The organism is Paragemmobacter straminiformis, assembly GCF_014243445.1.
Taxonomy (GTDB): Bacteria; Pseudomonadota; Alphaproteobacteria; order Rhodobacterales; family Rhodobacteraceae; genus Paragemmobacter; species Paragemmobacter straminiformis.
On record NZ_JACLQD010000007.1, the window covers coordinates 1 to 21023 of the forward strand.

Annotated in this window: 24 protein-coding genes; 4 read left to right on the forward strand and 20 right to left on the reverse strand. The window is 65.0% G+C overall.

All coding sequences use genetic code 11. From position 1 onward, the window contains the following. Positions 1-253: 253 nt before the first annotated feature. The 12 genes from H7F16_RS18225 to H7F16_RS18280 all read right to left on the reverse strand — a co-directional run bounded on the left by H7F16_RS18225 (position 254) and on the right by H7F16_RS18280 (position 10518). Positions 254-1165, reverse strand: a complete 912-nt coding sequence (locus H7F16_RS18225) for an ABC transporter permease (RefSeq protein WP_185799076.1) — start codon at positions 1163-1165, stop codon at positions 254-256. Further along, entirely contained in the window at positions 1162-2238 is a 1077-nt protein-coding gene (locus tag H7F16_RS18230) for an ABC transporter permease (RefSeq protein ID WP_185799077.1), read from the reverse strand. Before H7F16_RS18230 ends, H7F16_RS18225 begins: the two co-directional genes overlap by 4 nt. Next, on the reverse strand, positions 2235-3716 hold the full coding sequence (locus H7F16_RS18235) for an ABC transporter ATP-binding protein (protein WP_241741520.1): 1482 nt from the start codon (positions 3714-3716) through the stop codon (positions 2235-2237). The genes H7F16_RS18230 and H7F16_RS18235 overlap by 4 nt, the downstream gene beginning before the upstream one ends. Positions 3717-3751: 35 nt before the next feature. After that, positions 3752-4837 carry a BMP family ABC transporter substrate-binding protein gene (locus H7F16_RS18240; protein ID WP_185799079.1) on the reverse strand — a complete coding sequence of 362 codons (1086 nt, stop codon included), beginning with the start codon at positions 4835-4837 and terminating at the stop codon, positions 3752-3754. 23 nt (positions 4838-4860) lie between these two features. Further along, a complete protein-coding gene (locus tag H7F16_RS18245) occupies positions 4861-6219 on the reverse strand; it encodes an amidohydrolase (RefSeq protein WP_185799080.1) in 1359 nt (452 codons plus the stop codon). Then, positions 6216-6869, reverse strand: a complete 654-nt coding sequence (locus H7F16_RS18250; protein WP_185799081.1) for a glutathione S-transferase family protein — start codon at positions 6867-6869, stop codon at positions 6216-6218. Before H7F16_RS18250 ends, H7F16_RS18245 begins: the two co-directional genes overlap by 4 nt. Then, a complete protein-coding gene (locus H7F16_RS18255; protein WP_185799082.1) occupies positions 6866-7702 on the reverse strand; it encodes an aromatic ring-hydroxylating oxygenase subunit alpha in 837 nt (278 codons plus the stop codon). The genes H7F16_RS18250 and H7F16_RS18255 overlap by 4 nt, the downstream gene beginning before the upstream one ends. Then, positions 7699-8316 carry a Rieske 2Fe-2S domain-containing protein gene (locus H7F16_RS18260; RefSeq protein ID WP_185799083.1) on the reverse strand — a complete coding sequence of 206 codons (618 nt, stop codon included), beginning with the start codon at positions 8314-8316 and terminating at the stop codon, positions 7699-7701. Before H7F16_RS18260 ends, H7F16_RS18255 begins: the two co-directional genes overlap by 4 nt. Before the next feature lie 178 nt (positions 8317-8494). Next, entirely contained in the window at positions 8495-8746 is a 252-nt protein-coding gene (locus H7F16_RS18265) for an acylphosphatase (RefSeq protein WP_185799084.1), read from the reverse strand. A gap of 24 nt (positions 8747-8770) precedes the next feature. Beyond that, positions 8771-9154, reverse strand: coding sequence for a group II truncated hemoglobin (locus H7F16_RS18270; RefSeq protein ID WP_185799085.1), 384 nt, complete (start codon positions 9152-9154; stop codon positions 8771-8773). A 91-nt stretch (positions 9155-9245) separates the two neighbouring features. Continuing rightward, positions 9246-9869, reverse strand: a complete 624-nt coding sequence (locus H7F16_RS18275) for a TetR/AcrR family transcriptional regulator (protein WP_185799086.1) — start codon at positions 9867-9869, stop codon at positions 9246-9248. Positions 9870-10014: 145 nt separating this feature from the next. Then, positions 10015-10518, reverse strand: a complete 504-nt coding sequence (locus tag H7F16_RS18280; RefSeq protein WP_185799087.1) for a hypothetical protein — start codon at positions 10516-10518, stop codon at positions 10015-10017. Between the two features lie 513 nt (positions 10519-11031). On the opposite strand from H7F16_RS18280, the gene H7F16_RS18285 reads away from it, so the two are divergent. The 3 genes from H7F16_RS18285 to H7F16_RS18295 all read left to right on the forward strand — a co-directional run bounded on the left by H7F16_RS18285 (position 11032) and on the right by H7F16_RS18295 (position 12420). After that, positions 11032-11286: a PepSY domain-containing protein gene (locus H7F16_RS18285; protein WP_185799088.1), complete on the forward strand. Its 255-nt coding sequence runs from the start codon at positions 11032-11034 to the stop codon at positions 11284-11286. 64 nt (positions 11287-11350) lie between these two features. Continuing rightward, positions 11351-11869: a cytochrome b/b6 domain-containing protein gene (locus tag H7F16_RS18290; RefSeq protein ID WP_185799089.1), complete on the forward strand. Its 519-nt coding sequence runs from the start codon at positions 11351-11353 to the stop codon at positions 11867-11869. Beyond that, a complete protein-coding gene (locus tag H7F16_RS18295) occupies positions 11866-12420 on the forward strand; it encodes a helix-turn-helix transcriptional regulator (RefSeq protein ID WP_241741521.1) in 555 nt (184 codons plus the stop codon). Before H7F16_RS18290 ends, H7F16_RS18295 begins: the two co-directional genes overlap by 4 nt. 35 nt (positions 12421-12455) lie before the next feature. On the opposite strand, the gene H7F16_RS18300 is transcribed toward H7F16_RS18295, so the two are convergent. From H7F16_RS18300 to H7F16_RS18325, 6 genes are all read right to left on the reverse strand, one after another. After that, entirely contained in the window at positions 12456-13187 is a 732-nt protein-coding gene (locus H7F16_RS18300) for a sulfate/molybdate ABC transporter ATP-binding protein (RefSeq protein WP_185799090.1), read from the reverse strand. Positions 13188-13202: 15 nt separating this feature from the next. Then, positions 13203-14066, reverse strand: coding sequence for a sulfate ABC transporter permease subunit CysW (cysW, locus tag H7F16_RS18305; RefSeq protein ID WP_185799091.1), 864 nt, complete (start codon positions 14064-14066; stop codon positions 13203-13205). After that, a complete protein-coding gene (gene cysT / locus H7F16_RS18310) occupies positions 14059-14895 on the reverse strand; it encodes a sulfate ABC transporter permease subunit CysT (protein WP_185799092.1) in 837 nt (278 codons plus the stop codon). The genes cysW and cysT overlap by 8 nt, the downstream gene beginning before the upstream one ends. Positions 14896-14904: 9 nt before the next feature. After that, on the reverse strand, positions 14905-16020 hold the full coding sequence (locus tag H7F16_RS18315; protein WP_422121133.1) for a sulfate ABC transporter substrate-binding protein: 1116 nt from the start codon (positions 16018-16020) through the stop codon (positions 14905-14907). A gap of 92 nt (positions 16021-16112) precedes the next feature. Next, positions 16113-16346: a hypothetical protein gene (locus H7F16_RS18320; RefSeq protein ID WP_185799093.1), complete on the reverse strand. Its 234-nt coding sequence runs from the start codon at positions 16344-16346 to the stop codon at positions 16113-16115. Positions 16347-16541: 195 nt separating this feature from the next. Beyond that, a complete protein-coding gene (locus tag H7F16_RS18325; protein WP_185799094.1) occupies positions 16542-16994 on the reverse strand; it encodes an Rrf2 family transcriptional regulator in 453 nt (150 codons plus the stop codon). 194 nt (positions 16995-17188) lie between these two features. Here H7F16_RS18325 and H7F16_RS18330 point away from each other — a divergent pair, with 194 nt between their 5' ends. Then, a complete protein-coding gene (locus H7F16_RS18330) occupies positions 17189-17662 on the forward strand; it encodes an Lrp/AsnC family transcriptional regulator (protein WP_185799095.1) in 474 nt (157 codons plus the stop codon). Here H7F16_RS18330 and H7F16_RS18335 read toward each other — a convergent pair. Both H7F16_RS18335 and H7F16_RS18340 read right to left on the reverse strand, forming a co-directional pair. Next, on the reverse strand, positions 17659-20106 hold the full coding sequence (locus H7F16_RS18335; protein ID WP_185799096.1) for a GcvT family protein: 2448 nt from the start codon (positions 20104-20106) through the stop codon (positions 17659-17661). The genes H7F16_RS18330 and H7F16_RS18335 overlap by 4 nt on opposite strands. A 1-nt stretch (position 20107) precedes the next feature. Then, positions 20108-20980: a choline/ethanolamine kinase family protein gene (locus H7F16_RS18340; RefSeq protein WP_185799097.1), complete on the reverse strand. Its 873-nt coding sequence runs from the start codon at positions 20978-20980 to the stop codon at positions 20108-20110. Positions 20981-21023: the final 43 nt, after the last annotated feature.

Below are 21023 nucleotides of genomic sequence, written 5' to 3' on the forward strand. Positions count from 1 at the left end.
TGCAGTGGTACGAGGTGAACAGCGCCGCATCGATGCCGTTCTTGGCCATGACGCCACGGATCGCATCGAGGCGCCGCTGCATCTCGGTGGCCGAGAAGGTCGGGGTGACCGGGGTGCCGTTGCCGACATAGTTCTGCAGTCTTTCGCGTTGCATGACGGATTCCTTTTCGTGAATTTGCGTCATGGTCGCCGCAGTGGCCGCGTCTGTCAAAAGACCGTTTTTCACGGGGGGTTGAGAAAAACTAATGGCGCGTCATGGTCCGAACGGCTCGCCCAGCGATGCCACGCCGTTGATCTTGAGCAGCCGCTTGTTCGAGGTGATGATGCCCAGCACGACGATGGTGACGATATAGGGCAGCGCCGAAAGCAGTTGTGACGGCACGGCCCAGTTCTCGGTCTGCGCCACGAGACTGGCCAGAGACACCGCGCCGAAGAGCAACGCGCCAAAGAAGATGCGCCCTGTCATCCATGTGCCGAAGACGACCAGCGCCAGCGCGATCCAGCCGCGCCCCGCGATCATCCCGTCGGCCCAGAGCGGAGTATAGACCGTGGCCGCATAGGCCCCCGCCAGCCCGGCCATCGCCCCGCCGAACACCACCGCGCCAAGGCGCAGCGCGACCACACGGTAGCCGATGGCGCGGGCGGCTTGCGGGTTCTCGCCCACGGCCCGCAGGATCAGGCCGAGGCGGGAATAGCGGAACATCGCCCAGAGTGCCGCCGTGCCCAGCAGCGACAGCCAGACCACCGCGTCCTGTGCGAAGAGCCCGCCCACGACGGGCAGGTCCGACAGCACCGGCACGGCAAGTTTGGGCAGACCCGTGATCGTCAGGCTTTCGTAGGAATTGCCGATCAGCGACGACAATCCCTGTCCGAGGATGCCGACCGCCAGACCGACCGCCACCTGATTGGCCCGCAGCCCCAGCGCCAGCCAGCCGAAGACCAGCGACAAAAGGATGCCCGCCACCGCCGCCACGCCAAAGGCCGCGACATGCCCGCCGCCATGATAGACCACGATGAAGGCGACGACCGCGCCCAAAGCCATGATCCCTTCGAGACCGAGGTTCAGCACACCGGCGCGTTCGACGACCAGCTCTCCCAATGCGGCCAGCAGGAAGGGTGTCGCCGCCGCCAGCATTCCGGCGAGGATGAAGGAAAGCCCGCTCATGCGGCACCTCCTTTGCGGATCGGCCAGACCAGCCGGAAACGGACGAAGGTGATAGCGGCGAGGTAAAAGACCAGCAGGCTGCCCTGGAACACCCTGACCGCCGCGACCGGCAGATCGGCCGAGACCATCGCGTTGTCTCCGCCGATGTAAAGTGCCGCCATCAGCAGCGAGGAGGCCACGATGCCGATCGGGTGCAAGCCGCCCAGATAGGCCACGATGATCGCGGCATAGCCGTATCCGGTGGAAATGCCGCGCTGCAATTGCCCGATGGGGCCGGCCACTTCGGCCGCGCCGGCAAGCCCTGCGGCGAAACCGCCGATCAGCAGGGACAGCCAGATGGCGCGGCTTTCCGAGAATCCGGCGTAGGCGGCGGCCTTGGGGGCAAGCCCGCCGACAAGGAACTGATACCCGCCGAAACTGCGCTGCATATAGGCCCAAGCCAGAACCGCCGACAAAAGCGCCAGCAGAAGCGACAGGTTGACCCGCGTTCCGGGCAGCAGGATCGGGATCATGGCGTCATACTGGAACATCACCGATTGCGGGAAATTGAACCCCTGCGGGTCTTTCCACGGGCCGAGCAGCAGGTAATTCAGCACCTGCGCCGCGATCAGCGACATCATCAGCGTGACGAGGATTTCGTTGGCATTCAGCCGCACCCGCCAAAAGGCCGGAACCACCGCCCAGAGCGCGCCGCCAAGCGCCCCCATCACCAGCATGGCGGGCCAGATCCAGCCGCCCGTCGCCTGCGGGAAATAGACCGGAATGGCCGATGCGAAGATGGCGCCAAGGATGAACTGCCCCTCGGCCCCGATGTTGAACACCTTGGCGCGGAAGCCGATGGCCAAGCCCTGCGCGATCAGCAAAAGCGGCCCTGTCTTGAGCAGCACTTCGGAAAAGGAGGACCAGCCGAGGAACGGTTCGAGAAGCAGCGCGTAGAACACGGCGGCGGGGTCTTTGCCCATTGCCAGAAACAGCACGAGGTTGACAAGGATCGCCGCCGCCAGCGCCAGCAGCGGGGCCAGAACCGCCATGCGAAGCGAGGCACGGTCGCGCCGGATCAGGCGCGGGATCATGCCGCCACCCCGGCGGCGCCGATCATCCAGCGGCCGATCTCTTCGGCCCGGGTGTTGCGCGCGTCGAGCGAGGGGGACAGATGTCCCTTGTGGATCACCTGGATCCGGTCACAGATTTCGAACAATTCTTCCAGTTCCTCGGAAATCACCAGCACGGCCACCCCTTCGTTGCGCATCTGGACCAGCCTTTGCCGGATCGCCGTCGCCGCCCCGATATCGACGCCCCAGGTCGGCTGCGCCACGAACAAAACCTTGGGGCGCAGCGAAATCTCGCGGCCCATGATGAATTTTTGCAGGTTGCCGCCCGAGAGCGCCCCCGCTTCGGCATCCGGACCCGAGGTGCGCACGTCAAAGTCGCGGATGCAGGCGGCGGTGAATTCGGCCTCGCGCCGCCGGTCGATGAAGCCGCGCTTCAGCAGGCCCAGCGGATGGGCGGTCAGCAGGCTGTTGTCGGCCAGCGTCATTTCCGGCACGGCCCCGCGCCCGAGGCGTTCTTCGGGAACAAAGGCAAAGCCAAGCGCGCGGCGGGCGGCCGGGTCAAGATGGGCGACGCCTTGGCCCATAAGCCGCACCTCGTCGCAGCGCGCCGCCGAAAGCCGCGTCTCGCCCGAGAGCAGCTTGGCAAGTTCGGCCTGACCGTTGCCGGAAATACCCGCAATTCCAAGGATTTCGCCCGCATGCAGCCGCAAGCTCACGGCAGACAGGCCCACGGCGAAGGGATCGTCGGGCGCATGGTCAAGTGCGGCGAGTTCCAGCCGCACCTCGCCCACGGGGTGGGGTTCGGCCTGCATCGGCGGCGGCATGTCGCGCCCGATCATCATGCGCGCCAGATCATGCGCATCATGCGCGCGCGGGTCGACACGCCCCGTCACGCGGCCCCCGCGCAGGATGGTGGCGCAGTCGCAAAGCGCCTGGATCTCGTCAAGCTTGTGCGAGATGAACAGGATCGACACCCCGCGGTCGCGCAGACGGCGCAGCGTGTCGAACAGCAGCCCCACGGCCTGCGGCGGCAGGACCGAGGTCGGCTCGTCCAGGATCAGCAGCTTCGGTTCGGTCATCAGGCAGCGGATGATTTCCACCCTTTGCCGCTCGCCCACCGACAGCGAATGGACATGGGCGAAAGGGTCGACGTCCAGCCCGAAATCCTGACCCAGTTCGCGGATGCGGGCGGCCAGCGCGGCCTTGGGCCCCGCAACGATCAGCGCGATGTTTTCAACCACCGTCAGCGTTTCGAACAGCGAGAAATGCTGGAACACCATGCCGATGCCCAAGCGCCGCGCCTCGGCGGGCGAGGTAAGCTGCACAGGGTTTCCCTGCCAGACCACCTCGCCCGCGTCGGGTGTTTCGACGCCGTAGATCAGCTTCATCAGCGTGGATTTGCCCGCGCCGTTCTCGCCCAGTATCGCGTGGATGGAATTCTGGCCCACGGTCAGGTCGATGGCATCATTGGCCACGACCTGCCCGTAGGCCTTGGTCATTCCCCGCAGGGTCAAAAGCGGCGCGGGTTCCATCTTTACTGCGGCAGCGGCGTTGCGACGCCCTTCACATGCCAGTCCATCGCGACGATCTCCTCGTCGGTCATGCCGACCCCTGCCGCCACGCCTTCGCTGCCATCGGCCTTGGTGATCGGGCCGGTGAAGGGGTTGAAGCTGCCGTCGGCGATCTTGGCTTCGGTCTCGACGATCTTGGCCTTGAGATCGGCGGGGATGTCGCCGCTCCAGTCCACGACCTCGACCACCTTGTCGGCCACGCCGAGGAAGGCGTTGGCACCGGCAAAGGTCCCGGCGATATGCGCGTCGATCGAGGCCTTGAAGAACGGGCCCCAATCCGTCGCCACGCAGCCCAGATAGGTCTTGGGCGCATAGGATTTCATCGAGGAGTTGAGGTTGAAGGCATAGACGCCCGCTTCCTCGCAGACGGCGATGACCGAAGGCGTGTCCTGCGCGTTCGAGAAGATCACGTCGCAGCCCTGCGAGATCAGCGCCTTGGCGGCTTCCTGTTCCTTGGCGGGGTCGAACCAGGTGTTCACCCAGACGACCGACACTTCGACATCGGGGTTCACCGACTGCGCGCCCAGCGTGAAGGCGTTGATCGAGGTGATCAGTTCGGGGATCGCAAAGGCCGAGACCGAGCCGAGCTTGCCGGATTTCGACAGTGCGGCGGCGGCCATGCCCATCAGATAGGTGCCCTGGAAATACTTGGCCGCGAAGGGCGAGAAGTTCGGGGCAACCATGTAGCCCGACGCGTGCAGCACCGTCACCGACGGGTCGCGCTTGGCGATCTGCATCGCGCCGTTCTGGTAGCCGAAGGAGCCTGCGATCAGCACCTTGTTCCCGTCGGCCACGGCCTTGGTCATGATGCGGTCGGCATCGGGGCCTTCGGCGATGTTTTCCAGAAGGGTGATCTTCACCGCATCGCCATAGGCGGCGATCACAGGGTCAAGCCCTGCGACAAGCGTATGCGACCAGCCCACATCGCCATTGGGCGAGGGCAGCACCAGCGCGATGCCCAGCGGGTCGGCCGCACTGGCCCCGCGCGCGCCGATGGCGCTGGCGATGGCGGCGAAGGCGGTGGTCTGTAGGAAGGCGCGTCTTTGCATGGGTTTGTCTCCTGTTGGTTTCTTTATGCGTCTATCGTGGCAAGGGCGGCTTCCGCCTCATGGGCCATTTCGGCCTCGTCGAGGCCGGGGAATTCCCCCTTGGCCCAGACGATGCGCCCGTTGACCATCGTCAGGTCGGTCGGCATGCCGATGCCCACCTTGGCGATCAGGCTTGCGGGGTCGTGGCGGGTGCCGACGTAATCCATCCGCCGCGTGTCGATGGCGAACAGGTCGGCGGCCATGCCGGGGGCAAGGCGGCCGATATCGCTGCGGCCAAGCAGTGCGGCCCCCCCCGTCGTGGCATAGGCCAGAAAATCGCCCGGCTCCGGCACCGGATGCGCGCGGGTTCCCGCGACAAGGCATTGCAGCATATAGGCCGAATGGATGCAGTGCATCAGGTTCGAATTGTCGTTCGACGCCGCCCCGTCGCAGCCAAGCCCGATCCGCAGCCCATGCGCGGCCATCGCGGGAATGTCGGTCACCTCGGCCCCCACCAGATAGACGGGTTCGGGGCAATGCGCGACGCCCGTGCCGCTGGCCGCCGTCTGGCGCAATTCGGCATCGGTCAGTTCCCAGCAATGGGCATAGAACGTATCGGGGCCGGCAAAGCCGATCTGTTCCAGATAATCCACCGTCCGCATCCCGTGGCGCGCGCGGATCACCTCGGCCTCGCCCTCGCCGACATGGCTGTGCAGGAACACGCGCTTGTCGCGGGCAAGGGCGACCGATTCCACGAACGTCTCGCGGTAGCAGTTCACCGGCTGGCAGGGGGAAACCACGACCTGCCGCATGCTGAACGGCCCTGCGTCGTGATAGCGGTCGATCAGGCGGGCGCAGTCGGCGATGAATTCGTCGGTGGATTCCAGCATCGCATCGGGGATGGTCGAGCCTTCGGATTTCGGCAGCGTGTTGCCGCCGCGCCCTGCGTGAAAGCGCAAGCCGATCTTGGCCGCCGCTTCGAACTGGCGGTCGACGATGCGTTTTCCGGCGTGGCGGGGAAAGTTGTATTGGTGGTCAAAGGCCGTGGTGCAGCCGTGCTTTGCCAGCTCGGCCATTGCCGTCAGGGACGAGTGGTAGAAACAGTCCTCGGTCAGGCGCGAGAAGATCGGGTAGATCAGGTCGAGCCATTGGATCACCGACAGCTTGGTCCAGTCGAGGTCGGCGCGGTTGCGCACGAAGGTCTGGAAAAAGTGGTGATGCGTGTTCACAAGGCCGGGGTAAAGGAACCAGCCGCGCGCGTCGATCACCTCGGCCCCCTCTGCGTCCAGCCCTTTGCCGATGGCGCGGATGGCGGGGCCTTTGACCAGCAGGTCGACATCGCGCAGCACGGTGGCGGGGTCGGCCACCACCGCCGCGCACCCTTTGAACAGATAGCCGCTCATGCCTGAACTCCAGCGGGTTCGGGTTTCAGGTCGTGCAAGCGGTGGATGCCGGGCATTTCGACGAATCCGGGCAGGGCGCGGATGGCGCGTGTCCAAAGCCGGATCGCGGGATATGCATCGACGCTGATCCCGCCATCGGGGGCCAGCATGGAATGCGGGAAACAGGCGATATCGGCCAGCGTGGGGCGGTTCCCCGCAAGGAAGGCGTCGCCCATCAGATGCCGTTCGACCAAGGCCGCCTCGATCTCGCGCAGGCATTGCACCCCTGCCTTGCGGCAAGCCACGATATCGGCGGGCTTTTGCAGCATGTCATGGGTGCGGGCCTTGCCGATGCTGGCCGACAGCCGTTGCGCAAAGGCCAGCCACAGCGCCACCCGCGCCCGCATTTCGGGCGTGTCATCGCCCAGCCATGCGGGGCCGGACCGCGCCGCCACGTAAGTTAGGATCGCCGCCGAATCCGTCAGCGTCAGGCTGGCGTCCTGCATCACGGGAATCGTGCCTGCGGGATTGATGGCCAGAAAGGCGGGGCTGCGATGCTCGCCGCCGGGGTGGAAATCGACGGCCCGCAAGGTCAGCTTCGCGCCCGTCAGCGCGGCCAGAAGCCGGATCTTGTAGCAATCGGGGCTTAGGACGTAGTCGTAAAGGATCATGCCGCCACCAGTTGCGCGCCGTAGGTATAGCCCCGCCGTTTCAGCCAGCGCCGATAGGCGACCGAGGTCAGGTCCGCCCGCGTCGGAATCTCGAGCCCCGGATCGAGCGGAAGGCGGTGGGGAAGCTGGTTTTCAAGGATCGAGCGGTCTTGCAGGAAGATCGTCTGCTGGAAATGGATCAGGTCGGTCATCGGCGTGTCGTCGTCGAACAGCGCCATCCAGGGCCATACCTCGCACAGCTCCTCGTCCAAGGGCTGCACGAACAGGGTGATGACATCCCATTCCCCCGGACGCGGCGGGCAGGTCTTGTACAGGATCGAAACCGTGGGGGCAGGGACGCGATACATGTATTCGGTGGTGATCCCGCCCGCCGCCGATTTCGCGGCTTGCGGCTGGTAGAAATGCACCTTGGTCGCCCAGACCTCGTCCACCTCCTCGCGGATCGCCACATCATAGCGGCCGACCTCGGTATGCGGCTCGGCCCCCAGAATATCGGTGTGGACAAAGGGGAAATGCGCGATGTCGAGAAAGTTCTCGACCGCGCGCAGCGGCGAACATTTCACCCGCACAAGACCGACATCGACAAGGCGCCTGCCCGGCTGATCGGCTTCGGGAATGTCGAACAGCGGGCGCTGCGGCGTGCCGGGGCAGGCCCAGACATGACCGTAGCGTTGCTGCGACGGAAGGCTGCGCCCCCCGCTTGTGACGGTGATCGCCCCCCCGTGCCATGCCACGCGGACAGGTTCGCCCAAAAGCCTTGTGTCGCGGCCTTCCGGCCCAAGCTGGCTGACCAGCGCAACGGGATACCATTCGTCGCGGATCGGGTCGGTCATGCCAAAGCCTCCTCGGCCTGACGGCGCAGCGTTTCCACCCCGCGCGAGGCATCGACAAGGGCGGCAGGCGTGGCCGCGCCATCGGCCAGAACATGCAGGACGCAGCGGTTTTCGGGCAAAGGCTGCACCAGAACGGCCACCGCGACCCCGGCCAAGGTGCCGCGCCACGCGCCGCCGCTTTCGGCCAATCCCGCCGCCGCAGGATCGAAGGGCGCATCGAGCGTGACGGAGCGCAGCGGCACAAGACCCGCCAGCGCGGGCGGCAGTGCCGCCGGTTCGGCCAAGGCTACCCAGATCACGCCCCCCGATTCCATCGCCCGATGCACCGGCACGCGGATCGCTTCGGGAGGTTCGAGGTCGGGGTGGGCCGGAATGCGCTGGCACTGGCCCGATTGGGCATAGCTCCAGCCGTGATAGATGCAGGACAGGGCCTCGCCCCGTACGAACCCGTGCGACAGGCGCATGCCGCGATGCGGGCAGCGGTCGGCCCAGGCCGCGATCCGGCCCGAGGCGCTGCGCCAAAGCGCAAGCTCTGCCCCGTCTACGACGACGGGCATCACGACCAGGGGCGCAAGGTCGCGGGACAGTGCGACAGGGGTCCAGTAGGGCAGCATGGTGACTTTCCGGCAGGGATGCCTTTGTTGGCTAGGACGCTAGAACCCGATCCCGCCGCTTGTCTTGCCACGGCAATTTCCGGACAGGAAAGCCCACAGGAATCGGGCGCTCTGCCCAAATCCTAGTCACCGCTGCACCAAAAGACAGCGTTTTGTGAAGCGGCGCGAAGCGGAAAAATCAGGCACTCCCGCACCGGTTGAGGGGGAGGCGTTCGATGGTTTCCACCCAAGCCTCGATCGGGCCGAGCGAGACACCCATTTCCATCGCGTCGATCAGATCGGCCGGGCCTTCGACCAGCATTTCCACGCAAAGGGCATCGCTGCGCTGCGTCTCTCCGCGCAGGCCAAGCCGCAGCAAATGCCGCGCAACCCAAGGCAGAAAGGTCGCCGCCGCCAGATCGCCCCGAATGATGAACCGTTCGACCGGCATGTTCCCCCTTGCCCGACCGACAGGTCAGTCGCGGTTCACCAGCATCCGCGCCGCGCGGTCGAAGGCAAGCCCGATCTTCTCGCGCGCCGGGCCGTGGATGCCGACATCATCCAGCGCGCGGGCCATGCAGGCCAGCCAGTCCTCGGCATCTTGCAGGTGGATCGGCACATGGGCGTGGATCTCGCGCAGGTTCATGTGGCCGTGGCGTTCGGCGTAATAGCGTCGCCCGCCGAAAAAGCCGCTGAGGAATTCGAACTGCTCGACCCGCACATGCGAAAGCCCGTGGCCCTGAAAATGCAGGTCAAGGATGCGCGCGCCTTCGGGGGCGGTTTCGATGATGTCGTAAAACCGTTCCACCAGCGCACGCACAACCGGCTCTCCGCCGATGTCATCGACCACGCTTGCCATGGGGGCCTCCGTTTTCCGGCCCCATCAGGCGCGCATCGGCGGCCCGCCGCAAGGCCGCATCCGGCCTTGGGCCTGCCGTTTCCGACCTGCGTCAAACGGGCGCGCAGGCGCGCAGGAAAAGCCGGGTCGTGCGGCGGATATCGGCGGTCAGCACATCGACATCGGGCAGGCAGCCGCCGCAAAAGCGCCGCTCTATCGCGGTGAAGCCCAACCACAGCGCCAGAAGGTCGCGCGCGGCGCGGTCGGGATCATCAAGGGTGATTTCGCCCTTGCGCCCGGCCTCGGCGATCAGCTCGGCCAGCAATTCGCGCACATGGCCGGGACCGGCATCAAAGAACCGCCGCCCCAGGGTCGGATTGCGCTGCGCTTCAAGGCTGAGCGCCTTGTCCAGCGCCAGATGGCACGGCTGGGTCATCACCTGCACCAGCACGGTGCCGAAATTGACCAACCGCTCTTCCAGCGATGTCGCCGTGGTCATGGTATGGGCGAGTTCGCGGTTCAGCCGCTCTGTCTCGCGCTGGACGATGGCTTCGAAGATCTTCGCCTTGTCGCCGAAATGGGCATAGACCGTCACCTTGGACACGCCCGATTGGGCGGCGATGGCTTCGATCGGTGCGCCGTCGACCCCGCGCTGCGCGAAAAGCGCCTGCGCCGCGTCGAGGATGGCCTCGCGCTTCTCAAGGTCTTTCGGTCTGCCGGGCGCCCTTTGGACCATATCCTCACCGCAGCCGCCGACGGGCGGGTCGCGCAAGGGTAAGGCTTCACCTTCACCGAAACAAGCCATGCATCACCTCCATGCCGAGAACCGCCTGACCAAAGGGTCAGGCGGTCCGCTTTATCGACCGGTCAGGGCCGAAGGATCAGTCGTTTTCCGGCTGCAACGCGATCAGCTGGGCCAGCGTGTACTGCGCCGGATCGACACCGATCACCGCTGCAAGCTGCGCTTCGCCGGGGGTGACGACCTCGGCCGCGTTGGCGGCTTTGCCCGCACGGTTCACGATGAAGTCGACGGTCGCCGCATCGCCTTCGCTGCGGGCATCGATCAGACGCTGAAGTTCAGCGACCGAGTAGTCGCCACCCTGCACGCCGGCAGAGGCGGCGATCTGGGCAACGGCAGCCGGATCGGCGGCGTTGGTCGTGCGGTTTGCACCCGACAGGTAGAAGTTCAGGCGCGTCGCATCGTTTTCACGCTGGGCGTCGAGAATGTTGATCAGCTCGGCGCGGCTGTATTCGCCGGGCTGGACGCCGGCGGTCAGTGCAAGCTGCGCGTCGCCCGCATTGTAGCGCGGCTGCAGGCTCGAGGCCGAAGCGGCGCCCGACAGGGCTGCAAGCACGAGGGTCGAGGTGAGGATGATATTACGCATGATAGGGTCCCTTTCCTGGGAAATTCTGGTGTGTCGGCAAGCATCGGCCGGGCCGCGCCAGATCACTGGTCGGTGTATCGGATACGGCGATGCGGTTTGGTTCAGTCCGTCCGGCGTTGTGGCCGGTGGTGGGGCCTAGCGACCCCGGGGGGAGCAGTCTTTCGGTCTGGTTCGTGTCAGCACATCGGTGCCTCCGTCTCTTCGTTTCGTCTGGAACCTAGATATACTGAACGGCGGCGTATGCAATATTAAAATGAACGCTAACGTTCACTTATTTTTGCACATGAACTTGCTTGAAACGCACGAAACCCGCCCAATGGGTGCGTTTGTGCGTCTGCGTCCCTTATCCTGACCGGCACCACCGGCAAATTCCCGCGTGCAACCTTGGTTGCAGACGGCTGTTTTCGCGCCGTCTACAACCTGCGGCCAATTTCGCCGCGATGCGGAACAGGCCAGATCGGCGGCATCGGTCCCGGGGCGATCCTGCCCCGACCGAGCCATGTGGAGATAGAGATGAACCGCACCCTGACCGCCCTTGCCCTTGCCTTGGCCTGCCTGTCGGCCCCCGCCTTTGCCGATGGCGATGCCGTCGATGCCGCGACCAAGGACAAGCTGACCGCGCAACTGACCGCCGAAGGCTATGACGTCCGCAAGATCGAAGCCGAAGACGGGCTGATCGAAGTCTATGTCGTCAAGGATGGCGAGACCGCCTCGCTGTGGTTCGACGCCGACCTGAAGCCGGTCGAGCATGGCGACAGCGCCGACTGAGCCGTCGCGGCGGACCCTGCCCCTGCGGCAGGGTCCGCGCCAATCCAGCCTTCCGGAGCCAAGCATGCAGAAAATCCGCGTCTGGGACCCTTTGGTCCGCCTGTTCCACTGGTCGCTTGTCGCGGCCTTCATCGCCAATGATTTCCTGACCAAACCGGGGCGCGAGACGCATCGTCTTGTCGGCTACACCGTCGCGGGGCTGATCTCCGTGCGTCTGATCTGGGGGTTGGTCGGCACGCAACACGCCCGCTTTGCCGATTTCCTGCCCTCGCCGCGCGCAGCACTCGGGCAACTGCGCGACATGGCGACGGGGCGGCGGCATGTGCATGTCGGCCATTCGCCGCTGGGCGCGCTGATGATCTACAACCTTCTGCTGACGATGGCGGGTCTTGCCGCTTCGGGCTACGCCATGACGACGGTCGCCTTTTTCGGCGTCGAATGGATGGAGGAGCTGCACGAGGCGCTTGTCGTCTGGGCCGAGATGAGCATCGTGCTGCATGTTCTGGCCGTTGTGGTGGAAAGCCGCAGGCTCGGGATCAACCTTCCGAAGTCGATGGTGACGGGCTACAAGACGGTCAAATGACCGAAAGCCGTCCGATGGTTGACCTGCCCTCTCCGAACCGTCTGAAGGTTCAGCGCGACAGACCCTTTGGCCTGATCGCGCTGATCCTGTTCCAGTGCTTTTGCACCGCCTTTTTCGTCTATGATGTCACCCGTGATCTGGACGAGGGGCTGACCAGCCTGTTCCACATGCTGCCCGAACTGGCCGCGACCGTCGGGCTGGTGATCGGCGTGGTGTTCGAGGGGCGGTCGCTTGTCGCGCTGCTGCGGCGGCAGGCACGGATGGAAAAGGGATTGGGCGTCGCCTCGGGCGCGCTGAACGACGTGATGGAAGGCTACTTCCGCCAATGGGCGCTGACGCCTGCGGAACAGGATGTGGCGACATTCACGATCAAGGGCTGCTCCATCGCCGATATCGCGCAATTGCGCGGCTCGGCCGAAGGGACGGTCAAGACCCATCTGAACGCGATCTACCGCAAGGCGGGGGTGCAGGGGCGCAGCCAGCTTGTCAGCATCCTGATCGAGGACCTGATGGGCGCCCCGCTGATCGGCAAGGAAAAGCCCGCCCCCTGACAGGGGCGGGCCATGCCGTTTCGCGGCGCGCGCCTTCAGGCCCCGATGAAATCGCGCACAAAGGCGCTGGCCGGGCGGGCGCGTATGTCCGAGGGCTTGCCGATCTGTTCGATCCGCCCCCCCGTCACCGACCCCGACATGACGACGACCAGATCGGCCAGTTCCATCGCCTCGTCCTGGTCATGGGTCACAAAGACCGTGGTCAGCCCCGTCTCGTCATGGATGTCGCGCAAGCCCTGGCGCAATTCCTTGCGCACCTTGGCGTCCAGCGCGCCGAAGGGTTCGTCGAGCAGCAGCATCCGCGGCTCGATCGCCAGCGCGCGGGCCAGTGCCACCCGCTGCCGCTGCCCGCCGGAAAGCTGGCTCGGGTATCGGCTGCCGATATCGGGAAGCTGGATCAACTCGAGCAGCTTGGTCACGCGCCGCGCGATTTCGGCCTTGGGCGGGCGGCTGGCGCGGGGGCGGGCGTTCAGACCGTAGGCGATGTTCTCGAACACCGTCATATGCCGGAACAGCGCGTAGGACTGGAACACAAAGCCCGCCCGCCGTTCCTGCACCGTCAGGCCCGTCGCATCCTGCCCGTCGAACAGCACGCGCCCCGAGGTCGGGAATTCCAGCCCGCCCAGAATGCGCAGCAAGGTGGTCTTTCCCGACCCCGAAGGACCAAGCAGCGCCACCAGCGCCCCCGAGGGGATTGCCAGCGACACCGGCGTCAGCGCCGCCGTGGTGCCGAACTGCTTGGAGATTTCGTCGATTTCGATATGCATGTCAGGTCTCCGGCATCAATGGCGGTGGGTGGCGGCAAGCGCGTCGGCATGGCGGATTTCCAGCGCGGTCTTGAGCATCAGCGTCACAAGGGCGAGCAGCGTCAGGACGGCGGCCATCGAAAAGGCCGCGACCGAAAGATATTCGTTGTAGAGCATCTCGATGGTGATCGGCATGGTCGCGGTCTGGCCGCGGATCTTGCCCGACACCACCGCGACCGCGCCGAATTCTCCCATCGCGCGGGCGTTGCACAGCAGCACGCCATAAAGCAGCGCCCAGCGGATGTTCGGCAGGGTCACGGTCCAGAAGGTGCGCCAGCCCGAAGCGCCAAGGGTAAGTGCGGCTTCTTCCTCGGCCCGTCCCTGTTCGATCATCACGGGAATCAATTCGCGCGCGACAAAGGGGAAGGTCACGAACATCGTGGCCAGCACGATGCCCGGCAGGGCAAAGACGATGGGATAGCCGCTTGCCACCAGCCAGCCGCCGACAAGGCTGTTGGTGCCGAACATCAACACGATGCACAGCCCCGCCACCACCGGAGAGACCGAGAAGGGCAGGTCGATCAGCGTGATGAGGAACGCTTTGCCGCGAAAGTCGAACTTGGTGATGAACCATGCGGCGGCAATGCCGAAGGCGGCGTTCAGCGGCACCGAAACGCCCGCGATCAGCAGCGTCAGCTTGATGGCCGATGCCGCATCGTGGTTGCCAAGGCTGGCCACGGCGGCAAGCCATCCTTGTGCCAAGGCCTCCACGAACACCGCGATCAGCGGGGCTGCGACCAGCACACCCAGCCCCAGCACGGCAACCGCGATCAGCGCGTAACGCGCCAGCGGCGTCTCTTCGCGCGCCGAGCGGAATTTGGTCAGGCTTGCGTCAGACATAACCGATTCTCCTGCGGCTCCAGACCTGGATGAGGTTGATGACCAGAAGCATCCCGAAGCTGATCAGCAGCATGGCGATCCCGATGGCGGCGGCGGCGTCGTAGTTGAACTCTTCAAGCTGGATCACGATCAGCAGGGGGGCGATCTCGGTCTTGAGGGGGATGTTGCCGGCGATGAAGATCACCGAGCCGTATTCCCCGACCGCCCGCGCCAAGGACAGGGCAAAGCCCGTCAGGGCGGCAGGGGCCAGCATCGGCAGCACCACGCGGCGCAGCGTGTAGATGCGGCTGGCTCCCAGCGTGGCCGAGGCTTCCTCGACCTCGGCCTCGATCTCTTCGACCACGGGTTGCACGGTGCGCGTGACAAAGGGCAGGCCCACGAACACCAGCGCGACAAAGATGCCCCATTGGGTATAGGCGATTTTCCAGCCGATCTCTGCCGCCAGCGACCCCAGCGCCCCGTTCGGCGCGTAAAGCGCCGTCAGCGCGATGCCCGCCACGGCGGTCGGCAGCGCAAAGGGCAGGTCCACGGCGGCGTCAAGCAGCCTGCGCCCTGCAAAACGGTAGCGCACCAGAACCCAGGCAAGGATCATGCCGAAGACCAGATTGAACAGCGCCGCGAACAGCGACAGCCGGAATGACAGGAACAGCGCCGCCCAGACGCGTTCGCGGTTCACGGTGTCCCATATGCCTGAAATGCCGAAATTGGCGCCCTTCCAGAGAAGGGCGCCGATGGGCAAAAGCACGACGAGGGAGAGCATCGTGAGGGTCACCCCCATACTCAGCCCAAGGCCGGGCATGGGGGATCGGTGGATAAGCGGTTTGCCCATCGTGTTCCCTTATTTCGCGACGTAGATCTGGTCGAAGATGCCGCCGTCGCCGAAGTGTTCGGGCTGCACCTTGGCCCAACCGCCGAACGAGGCGATATCGACAAGGTCAAGCTTCGGGAAGCGGGCCACATCTTCGGGGTTCGCGGCCGAACCGTCCCAGGCGCGGTAGAAGTTCTTGAAGGCGATGGCCTGACCTTCGGGCGAGTAAAGGTAGTTCAGATAGGCTTCGGCCAGTTTGCGCTGCCCGTCGGACTTGATGTTGCCCTCGACAAGCGCCACCGGCGGTTCCGCAAGGACCGACACGCTCGGCACCACGATGTCGAACTGGTCGTCGCCAAGCTCTTTCAGCGCCAGATAGGCCTCGTTCTCCCAAGCCAGCAGCACGTCACCGATGCCGCGCTGGGCAAAGGTGGTGGTCGAACCGCGCGCGCCAGAGTCGAGAACCGGAACATGCGCGAACAGCTTGCCGACGAATTCCTTGGGGTCCTGGCCGTTCTTTTCGGCCCAGGCCCATGCGGCCAGATAGTTCCAGCGCGCGCCGCCGCTGGTCTTGGGGTTCGGGGTGATGACTTCGACGCCGTCATTCACCAGATCGCCCCAGTCCTTGATGCCCTTGGGGTTCCCCTCGCGGACGAGGAACACGATGGTCGAGGTGTAGGGCGACGAGTTGTGCGGCAGTTTCGACTGCCAGTCGGCGGGCAGCTTGCCCTCTTTCGCGATCTTGTCGATGTCGGCGGCAAGGGCCAGCGTCACGACCTGCGCTTCCAGACCGTCGATCACCGCGCGGGCCTGCGCGCCCGATCCGCCGTGGCTGTTTTCGATGGTGGGGGCCTCGTTGCCCTGTGCCACCCAATAGGCGCTGAAGGCTTCGTTGAATTCGCGGTAAAGTTCGCGCGTCGGGTCATAGCTGACGTTCAGCAACGACTCGGCGCGGGCCTCGGGGGCGGCTCCCAGACCGACCAGCGCAATCGCCAGCGCCGAGAGAGCGCCCTTGACGAAGCGCGGCAGCGGCCAGCCTGTCAGGCGGCGAACGCCGGTTTCGATGGTCACACGGCCGTCGAGATGGTCTTCGACCTTGATCCCTTGCGCCGTGGTCTGGCCCGACAGGGTGATGGTGGTCAGCATGTCTTTCTCCTGAAACTCGCCTTGCCCGGCGGCAAGGGAAAAGCGGTGGATAAAGGGCGCGAGCCCCAGAATGGTGGTGGGGTGGTGCAGGCTCATGTCCTGCCTCCCGTTTCGATGGCGTCGATGCGGGCTTCCCAGATCCCGGGATCGCGCCCGGCCAGCAGCTCGGCCACGGCAAGGTCGGGCTGGCGGGTAAAGATCACCAGCGGCGTGCCATTGACGCGATGCGCGGCACCCGTGCGCTTGTCGATCAGATGGACAGCACAGGCAGGCGCATGTCCGGCGGCCCGTGATGGGGCGGCAGAGCGTGGAACAAGTGCGTTCATCGGCTGTCTCCTCTGTCTGACCGGGGCGGTGTGCCTTCGGTGGTTTAATATCGACAGAGTTGGTCGCCTATTGCAAAGGAATATTCACGCCAAATTTTGTCGTGTATAGAGAAGAATATTCTACGCCGCGCGGCGAAGCGGATGGCGCGGCGCGTTCCGGTAATGTGTTGAAATTCAACAGGTTGGTCGAAAAGGTCAGGCGCCAAGCACCTGATCGGCGGCTTCCGACGACCGCAGCATGTCTTCCAGCGTCAGGGAATCGATGATGAGAAGATAGGACCAGAACACCTCGGCAAAGACCTTGCGGATGCGGCAGGTGGCCTCGTCCGCGCAATCCTCGCAGCGCTGATAGGCGCGGCGCGACAGGCAGGGCAGGGGGGCGATCGGCCCGTCGATGGTGCGCAACAGCTCTGATATCGACACGTCCGAGGGTTTCTTGATCAGCGAATACCCGCCCGACCGCCCGCGGATCGACGCGATGACGCCGGCGTTGCGCACCTCAAGCAGGATATGCTCGAGAAACCGCTTCGGCGTGCCTGACCGCTTGGCGATTTCCTCGATGGTCAGGGCTTCGGGCTTCGGACGCGTGGCTTCATCCGCGAGAACGAGCAGGGCCTTGAGCGCATATTTCATCTTTTGCGTGATCATGGCTTCAAAGCTACGCCGCCGAAGATCGAGAATCAATGTAGGTATTTGCGAATTTCCGCCCACCCCCCGCGCAGGGGTGGGGCAAGCCTTTGAAAGGGCGTGTAAAATGGAAATCTTCTAAAACACGACAAAGACAGTAGACAAAACGTTTTTTATCGGCATCCTGTAGCAGGACCGCAAGAACGAGGGGTGTCATGGAAGATCTCGATCTGATCGACCGCAAGATCGTGGCCGAATTGATGCGTGACGCGACGCTGCCTGTGGCGCAGATCGCGGACAAGGTCGGGCTGTCGCAGACCCCGTGCTGGAAGCGGATCCAGAAGCTGGAAGCCATCGGCGTGTTGACGGGCCGTGTCGCGCTGGCCGACCCCGCGAAACTCGGTTTCGGGCTGACCGTCTTTGTCGGTATCGAGGCACCCGACCATTCCGCCGAATGGCGCGAGTCCTTTGCCAAGGCCACGCGCGACATCCCCCAGATCATGGAGGTCTATCGCATGGCGGGCGAGATGGATTACCTGCTGCGCGTTGCGGTCTCGGACATGGCGGCCTTTGACGGGCTTTACAAACGCCTGACCGGTGCCGTCCCGATCAAGAACGTCACCAGCCATTTCGCGATGGAGCGGATGAAGTTCACCACCGCCTATCCCGTCGATACGCTGAACCGCTAGGATTTCACGCGCAGCGATTGCGGATCGAAGGGGGCCGCGATGTGCAGCCTTGCGGCAACCCGTTCCGAGGCGACTTCCAATTCGTAGCTTCCCCCCGCGAGGAAGGCGTCATCCACCCCGCCCGCATGGCGCACGTAGCCCATGCCGATGGGCTGGCCCAGCGTATGGCCGAACCCGCCCGACGACAGCCAGCCCACCCGCTCGCCGTTGCGGTATATGGTCTCGCGGCCCAGCAAGATCACCTGCGGGTCGTCGACGGTGAAGCTGACGAGCCGTTTCTTCACCCCGCCCGCCAGTTGCGCCGCCACCGCCTCGCGTCCGATGAAGGGGATGCCGGATTTCATCTTGCAGGCCCATGCAAGCCCCGCTTCCACGGGTGTATGGTCGGGGCCGATATCGGCACCCCAGGCGCGATAGGCCTTTTCCAGCCGCAGCGTTTCGATGGCGCGGTATCCGGCGTTGCGCAGCCCGTGCGCGGCCCCCGCCTGCATCAACGCCTCGTAGACCGTCACGGCCACGTCGGTCGGCATGTGCAGCTCCCATCCCAGTTCACCGACATAGGTGACACGCAGCGCGAGGACGGGGCAGGCGGCAACCGAAATCGCCCGCGCCGTGGCAAAGGGGAATGCGGCGTTCGACAGATCATCCGGCGACAGCGCCTGAAGGATGTCGCGCGCCCTTGGCCCCATCAGCGACAGCACGCTCGAACCTGCGGTCACATCTACCAGCTGGCAGCGCGATCCTTCGGGGATGTTGCGGGCGATCCAGTCGAAATCATGCGTGGCAAAGCCCGTTCCGGTGACGATGTAGAATTCGTCCCGCGCCACGCGGGCCACCGTCACATCCGCCTCGATCCCGCCACGGCGGTTCAGCATCTGCGTATAGGTCAGCGACCCCACCGCACGGTCGACGTTTCCGGCAGCGATATGGTTAAGAACCTGCGCCGCATCCGGCCCCTTTAGGGTGAATTTGGCGAATGAGGTCTGGTCGATCAGCACCGCCCCCTCGCGCGCGGCGCGGTGTTCGCGGCCCACGGCATCGAACCATCCGGGGTGCTGGTAGGAATAGCGGTCGACAGGGGTTTCCCCTGCGGCAAGGTCCGCGAACCAGTTCGGACGCTCCCACCCCAGCTTTTCTCCGAAACAGGCCCCCGCCGCCTGCAAATGCGCGTAAAGCGGCGAGCGGCGTGTCGGGCGGGCCGAGCGGTGTTCCTCGGACGGCCATGCGATGGTGTAGTGCTTGCCATAGGCTTCGACCGTGCGGGCGCGGACCCAGTCGGTCGAGCGGTGGACACGGCCGAAGCGGCGGATATCGACGGGCCAAAGGTCATAGGGCGCCTCGCCCTTGGCCGCCCATTCCGCCAGCGCCATCCCCGCCCCGCCGCCCGAGGCGATGCCAAAGGCGTTGAACCCCGCGCCCACGTAGAAATTCCGCAACTCGGGCGCTTCGCCAAGGATGAAATTGCCGTCGGGGGTAAAGCTTTCGGGGCCGTTGATCAGCTGCTTCACCCCGGCATTCGCAAGCGCGGGCACCCGGGCCAGCGCGTTCTCCATGAATTGCGAATAATGGTCCCAATCCGAATTAAGCAGTTCGAAATGGAACCCTTCCGGTATGCCGTTCTGCGCCCAGGGTTTGGGATTCGGCTCGTAGCCGCCCCAGACAAGGCCGCCGACATCTTCCTTCCAATAGGTCAGCCGGTCAGGATCGCGCAGGGTGGGCAGGGTCGGGGTGACGCCCTCGATCCGTTCCGTGACCATGTATTGGTGTTCGACCGAGATCAGCGGCACATTGACCCCCACGGTCGCGGCCAGACTGCGCGTCCACTGGCCCGCGCAGCAGATCACCTTTTCGCATTCGATGGTGCCTTGCGCGGTTTCCACGCCCCTGATGCGCCCGTCTTCGACGATGATGCGGGTGACGGGCGTATCCTCGAAGATCTGCACCCCCGCCATGCGCGCGCCCTTGGCCAGCGACTGGGTGATGTCGGACGGGTTCGCCTGCCCGTCGGTCGGCAGATAGGCCGCCCCCACAAGGTCGTCGATGGTCATCAAGGGCCAAAGCTCCTGCGCCTCGCGCGGGGTCAGCAGGTGCATCTCCAGCCCGAAGCTGTGCGCGGTGGTCGCCTGCCGCTTCACTTCGGTCCAGCGTTCGGCATTGCAGGCCAGCCGCAAGCCGCCGTTCATCTTCCAGCCGGTTTGCAGGCCGGTTTCCTGTTCCAGCTTTTTGTAAAGCTCGACCGAATAGCCCAGAAGCTGGGTGATGTTGGCCGAGGTGCGCAACTGCCCCACCAGCCCCGCCGCATGGAAAGTGGTGCCCGAGGTCAGCTTCTTGCGTTCAAGCAACACCGTGTCGGTCCAGCCCAGCTTTCCAAGGTGATAGGCGGTCGAGCAGCCGATGATGCCGCCGCCGATGATGACGGCGCGGGCGGTGGTGGGAAGGGTCATGTCAGCTTTCCTCGAACGCGGCCAAGGCGGCGCGATAGGTGTCAAGATTGGTGGCCGTATAGGCCGCATAGTCGAAATCAAGTTCGGAATGGATTTCCTGCACCATGCTCCACATCGCCTCGCGCAGGGCGGATGCGGCTTTCATGGCGCGATAGCTGCGCCACAGCGCGGCATCGGGGGCGCGGTCGTAATAGGCCGACAGCATCCGCGCTTCCTGCGCCGGGGTCAGGCCGTTGTTGGCCGCCAGACCGCCAAGATCGAAGAGCGGAGAATTGAAGCCCGCATAATCCCAGTCGACCAGCCACATCCGCGCGCCGTCATGCAGGAAATTGGCAGGCAGCAAATCGTTGTGCCCGAAGACAAGCTCGACCGGACCGACCGCCGCCTCCAGCCGCGACGCCTGCGCCAGCAGGTCGGGCAAAAGCGGCGCATAGCCGCTGTCGCCGTCGCGCAGCGTTCCGGCATAGTCGCGCAGGACGTGGAACACCCAGAAAACCAGCGCAGGCCCGCGCAGATGGGCGGGCATGTCGCGATGCGCGCGGGCGACAAGCGCCAGCGCCGACTCGAGCGTCGCCGCATCGTGGAAATCGGCGGCCGCCAGCGTGCGACCTTCGATGAAGTCGATCACAAGCGCCCCCGGTTCATGGTGCAGCACGGCGGGGGAAATGCCCGCCGCATGGGCGGCACGGCTTGCCGACAGCTCGTTGAAGCGCAGGATCTGATGCACGGGAATGTCGTCTCCGATCCGCACCACGCAGCGCCGCGCGTCATCCTGCACTACGAAATTGACATTGGTGATCCCGCCGCCCAGCGGTTTGACCTCGGGTCGTCCGGTCCAGATCGGCAGGCGCAGCACCCTGTCCAGCGGCGTCATCGAAAGCCCCTCACCCCTTGCTTTGCCGCAAGCTGTGGGCTGC

Bases quoted from the DNA above. Each gene is read 5' to 3' on its own strand.
- H7F16_RS18225 (WP_185799076.1), bottom strand. From the start codon at position 1,165: ATGAGCGGGCTTTCCTTCATCCTCGCCGGAATGCTGGCGGCGGCGACA.
- H7F16_RS18230 (WP_185799077.1), bottom strand. From the start codon at position 2,238: ATGATCCCGCGCCTGATCCGGCGCGACCGTGCCTCGCTTCGCATGGCG.
- H7F16_RS18235 (WP_241741520.1), bottom strand. From the start codon at position 3,716: ATGACCAAGGCCTACGGGCAGGTCGTGGCCAATGATGCCATCGACCTG.
- H7F16_RS18240 (WP_185799079.1), bottom strand. From the start codon at position 4,837: ATGCAAAGACGCGCCTTCCTACAGACCACCGCCTTCGCCGCCATCGCC.
- H7F16_RS18245 (WP_185799080.1), bottom strand. From the start codon at position 6,219: ATGAGCGGCTATCTGTTCAAAGGGTGCGCGGCGGTGGTGGCCGACCCC.
- H7F16_RS18250 (WP_185799081.1), bottom strand. From the start codon at position 6,869: ATGATCCTTTACGACTACGTCCTAAGCCCCGATTGCTACAAGATCCGG.
- H7F16_RS18255 (WP_185799082.1), bottom strand. From the start codon at position 7,702: ATGACCGACCCGATCCGCGACGAATGGTATCCCGTTGCGCTGGTCAGC.
- H7F16_RS18260 (WP_185799083.1), bottom strand. From the start codon at position 8,316: ATGCTGCCCTACTGGACCCCTGTCGCACTGTCCCGCGACCTTGCGCCC.
- H7F16_RS18265 (WP_185799084.1), bottom strand. From the start codon at position 8,746: ATGCCGGTCGAACGGTTCATCATTCGGGGCGATCTGGCGGCGGCGACC.
- H7F16_RS18270 (WP_185799085.1), bottom strand. From the start codon at position 9,154: ATGGCAAGCGTGGTCGATGACATCGGCGGAGAGCCGGTTGTGCGTGCG.
- H7F16_RS18275 (WP_185799086.1), bottom strand. From the start codon at position 9,869: ATGGTCCAAAGGGCGCCCGGCAGACCGAAAGACCTTGAGAAGCGCGAG.
- H7F16_RS18280 (WP_185799087.1), bottom strand. From the start codon at position 10,518: ATGCGTAATATCATCCTCACCTCGACCCTCGTGCTTGCAGCCCTGTCG.
- H7F16_RS18285 (WP_185799088.1), top strand. From the start codon at position 11,032: ATGAACCGCACCCTGACCGCCCTTGCCCTTGCCTTGGCCTGCCTGTCG.
- H7F16_RS18290 (WP_185799089.1), top strand. From the start codon at position 11,351: ATGCAGAAAATCCGCGTCTGGGACCCTTTGGTCCGCCTGTTCCACTGG.
- H7F16_RS18295 (WP_241741521.1), top strand. From the start codon at position 11,866: ATGACCGAAAGCCGTCCGATGGTTGACCTGCCCTCTCCGAACCGTCTG.
- H7F16_RS18300 (WP_185799090.1), bottom strand. From the start codon at position 13,187: ATGCATATCGAAATCGACGAAATCTCCAAGCAGTTCGGCACCACGGCG.
- cysW (WP_185799091.1), bottom strand. From the start codon at position 14,066: ATGTCTGACGCAAGCCTGACCAAATTCCGCTCGGCGCGCGAAGAGACG.
- cysT (WP_185799092.1), bottom strand. From the start codon at position 14,895: ATGGGCAAACCGCTTATCCACCGATCCCCCATGCCCGGCCTTGGGCTG.
- H7F16_RS18315 (WP_422121133.1), bottom strand. From the start codon at position 16,020: ATGCTGACCACCATCACCCTGTCGGGCCAGACCACGGCGCAAGGGATC.
- H7F16_RS18320 (WP_185799093.1), bottom strand. From the start codon at position 16,346: ATGAACGCACTTGTTCCACGCTCTGCCGCCCCATCACGGGCCGCCGGA.
- H7F16_RS18325 (WP_185799094.1), bottom strand. From the start codon at position 16,994: ATGATCACGCAAAAGATGAAATATGCGCTCAAGGCCCTGCTCGTTCTC.
- H7F16_RS18330 (WP_185799095.1), top strand. From the start codon at position 17,189: ATGGAAGATCTCGATCTGATCGACCGCAAGATCGTGGCCGAATTGATG.
- H7F16_RS18335 (WP_185799096.1), bottom strand. From the start codon at position 20,106: ATGACCCTTCCCACCACCGCCCGCGCCGTCATCATCGGCGGCGGCATC.
- H7F16_RS18340 (WP_185799097.1), bottom strand. From the start codon at position 20,980: ATGACGCCGCTGGACAGGGTGCTGCGCCTGCCGATCTGGACCGGACGA.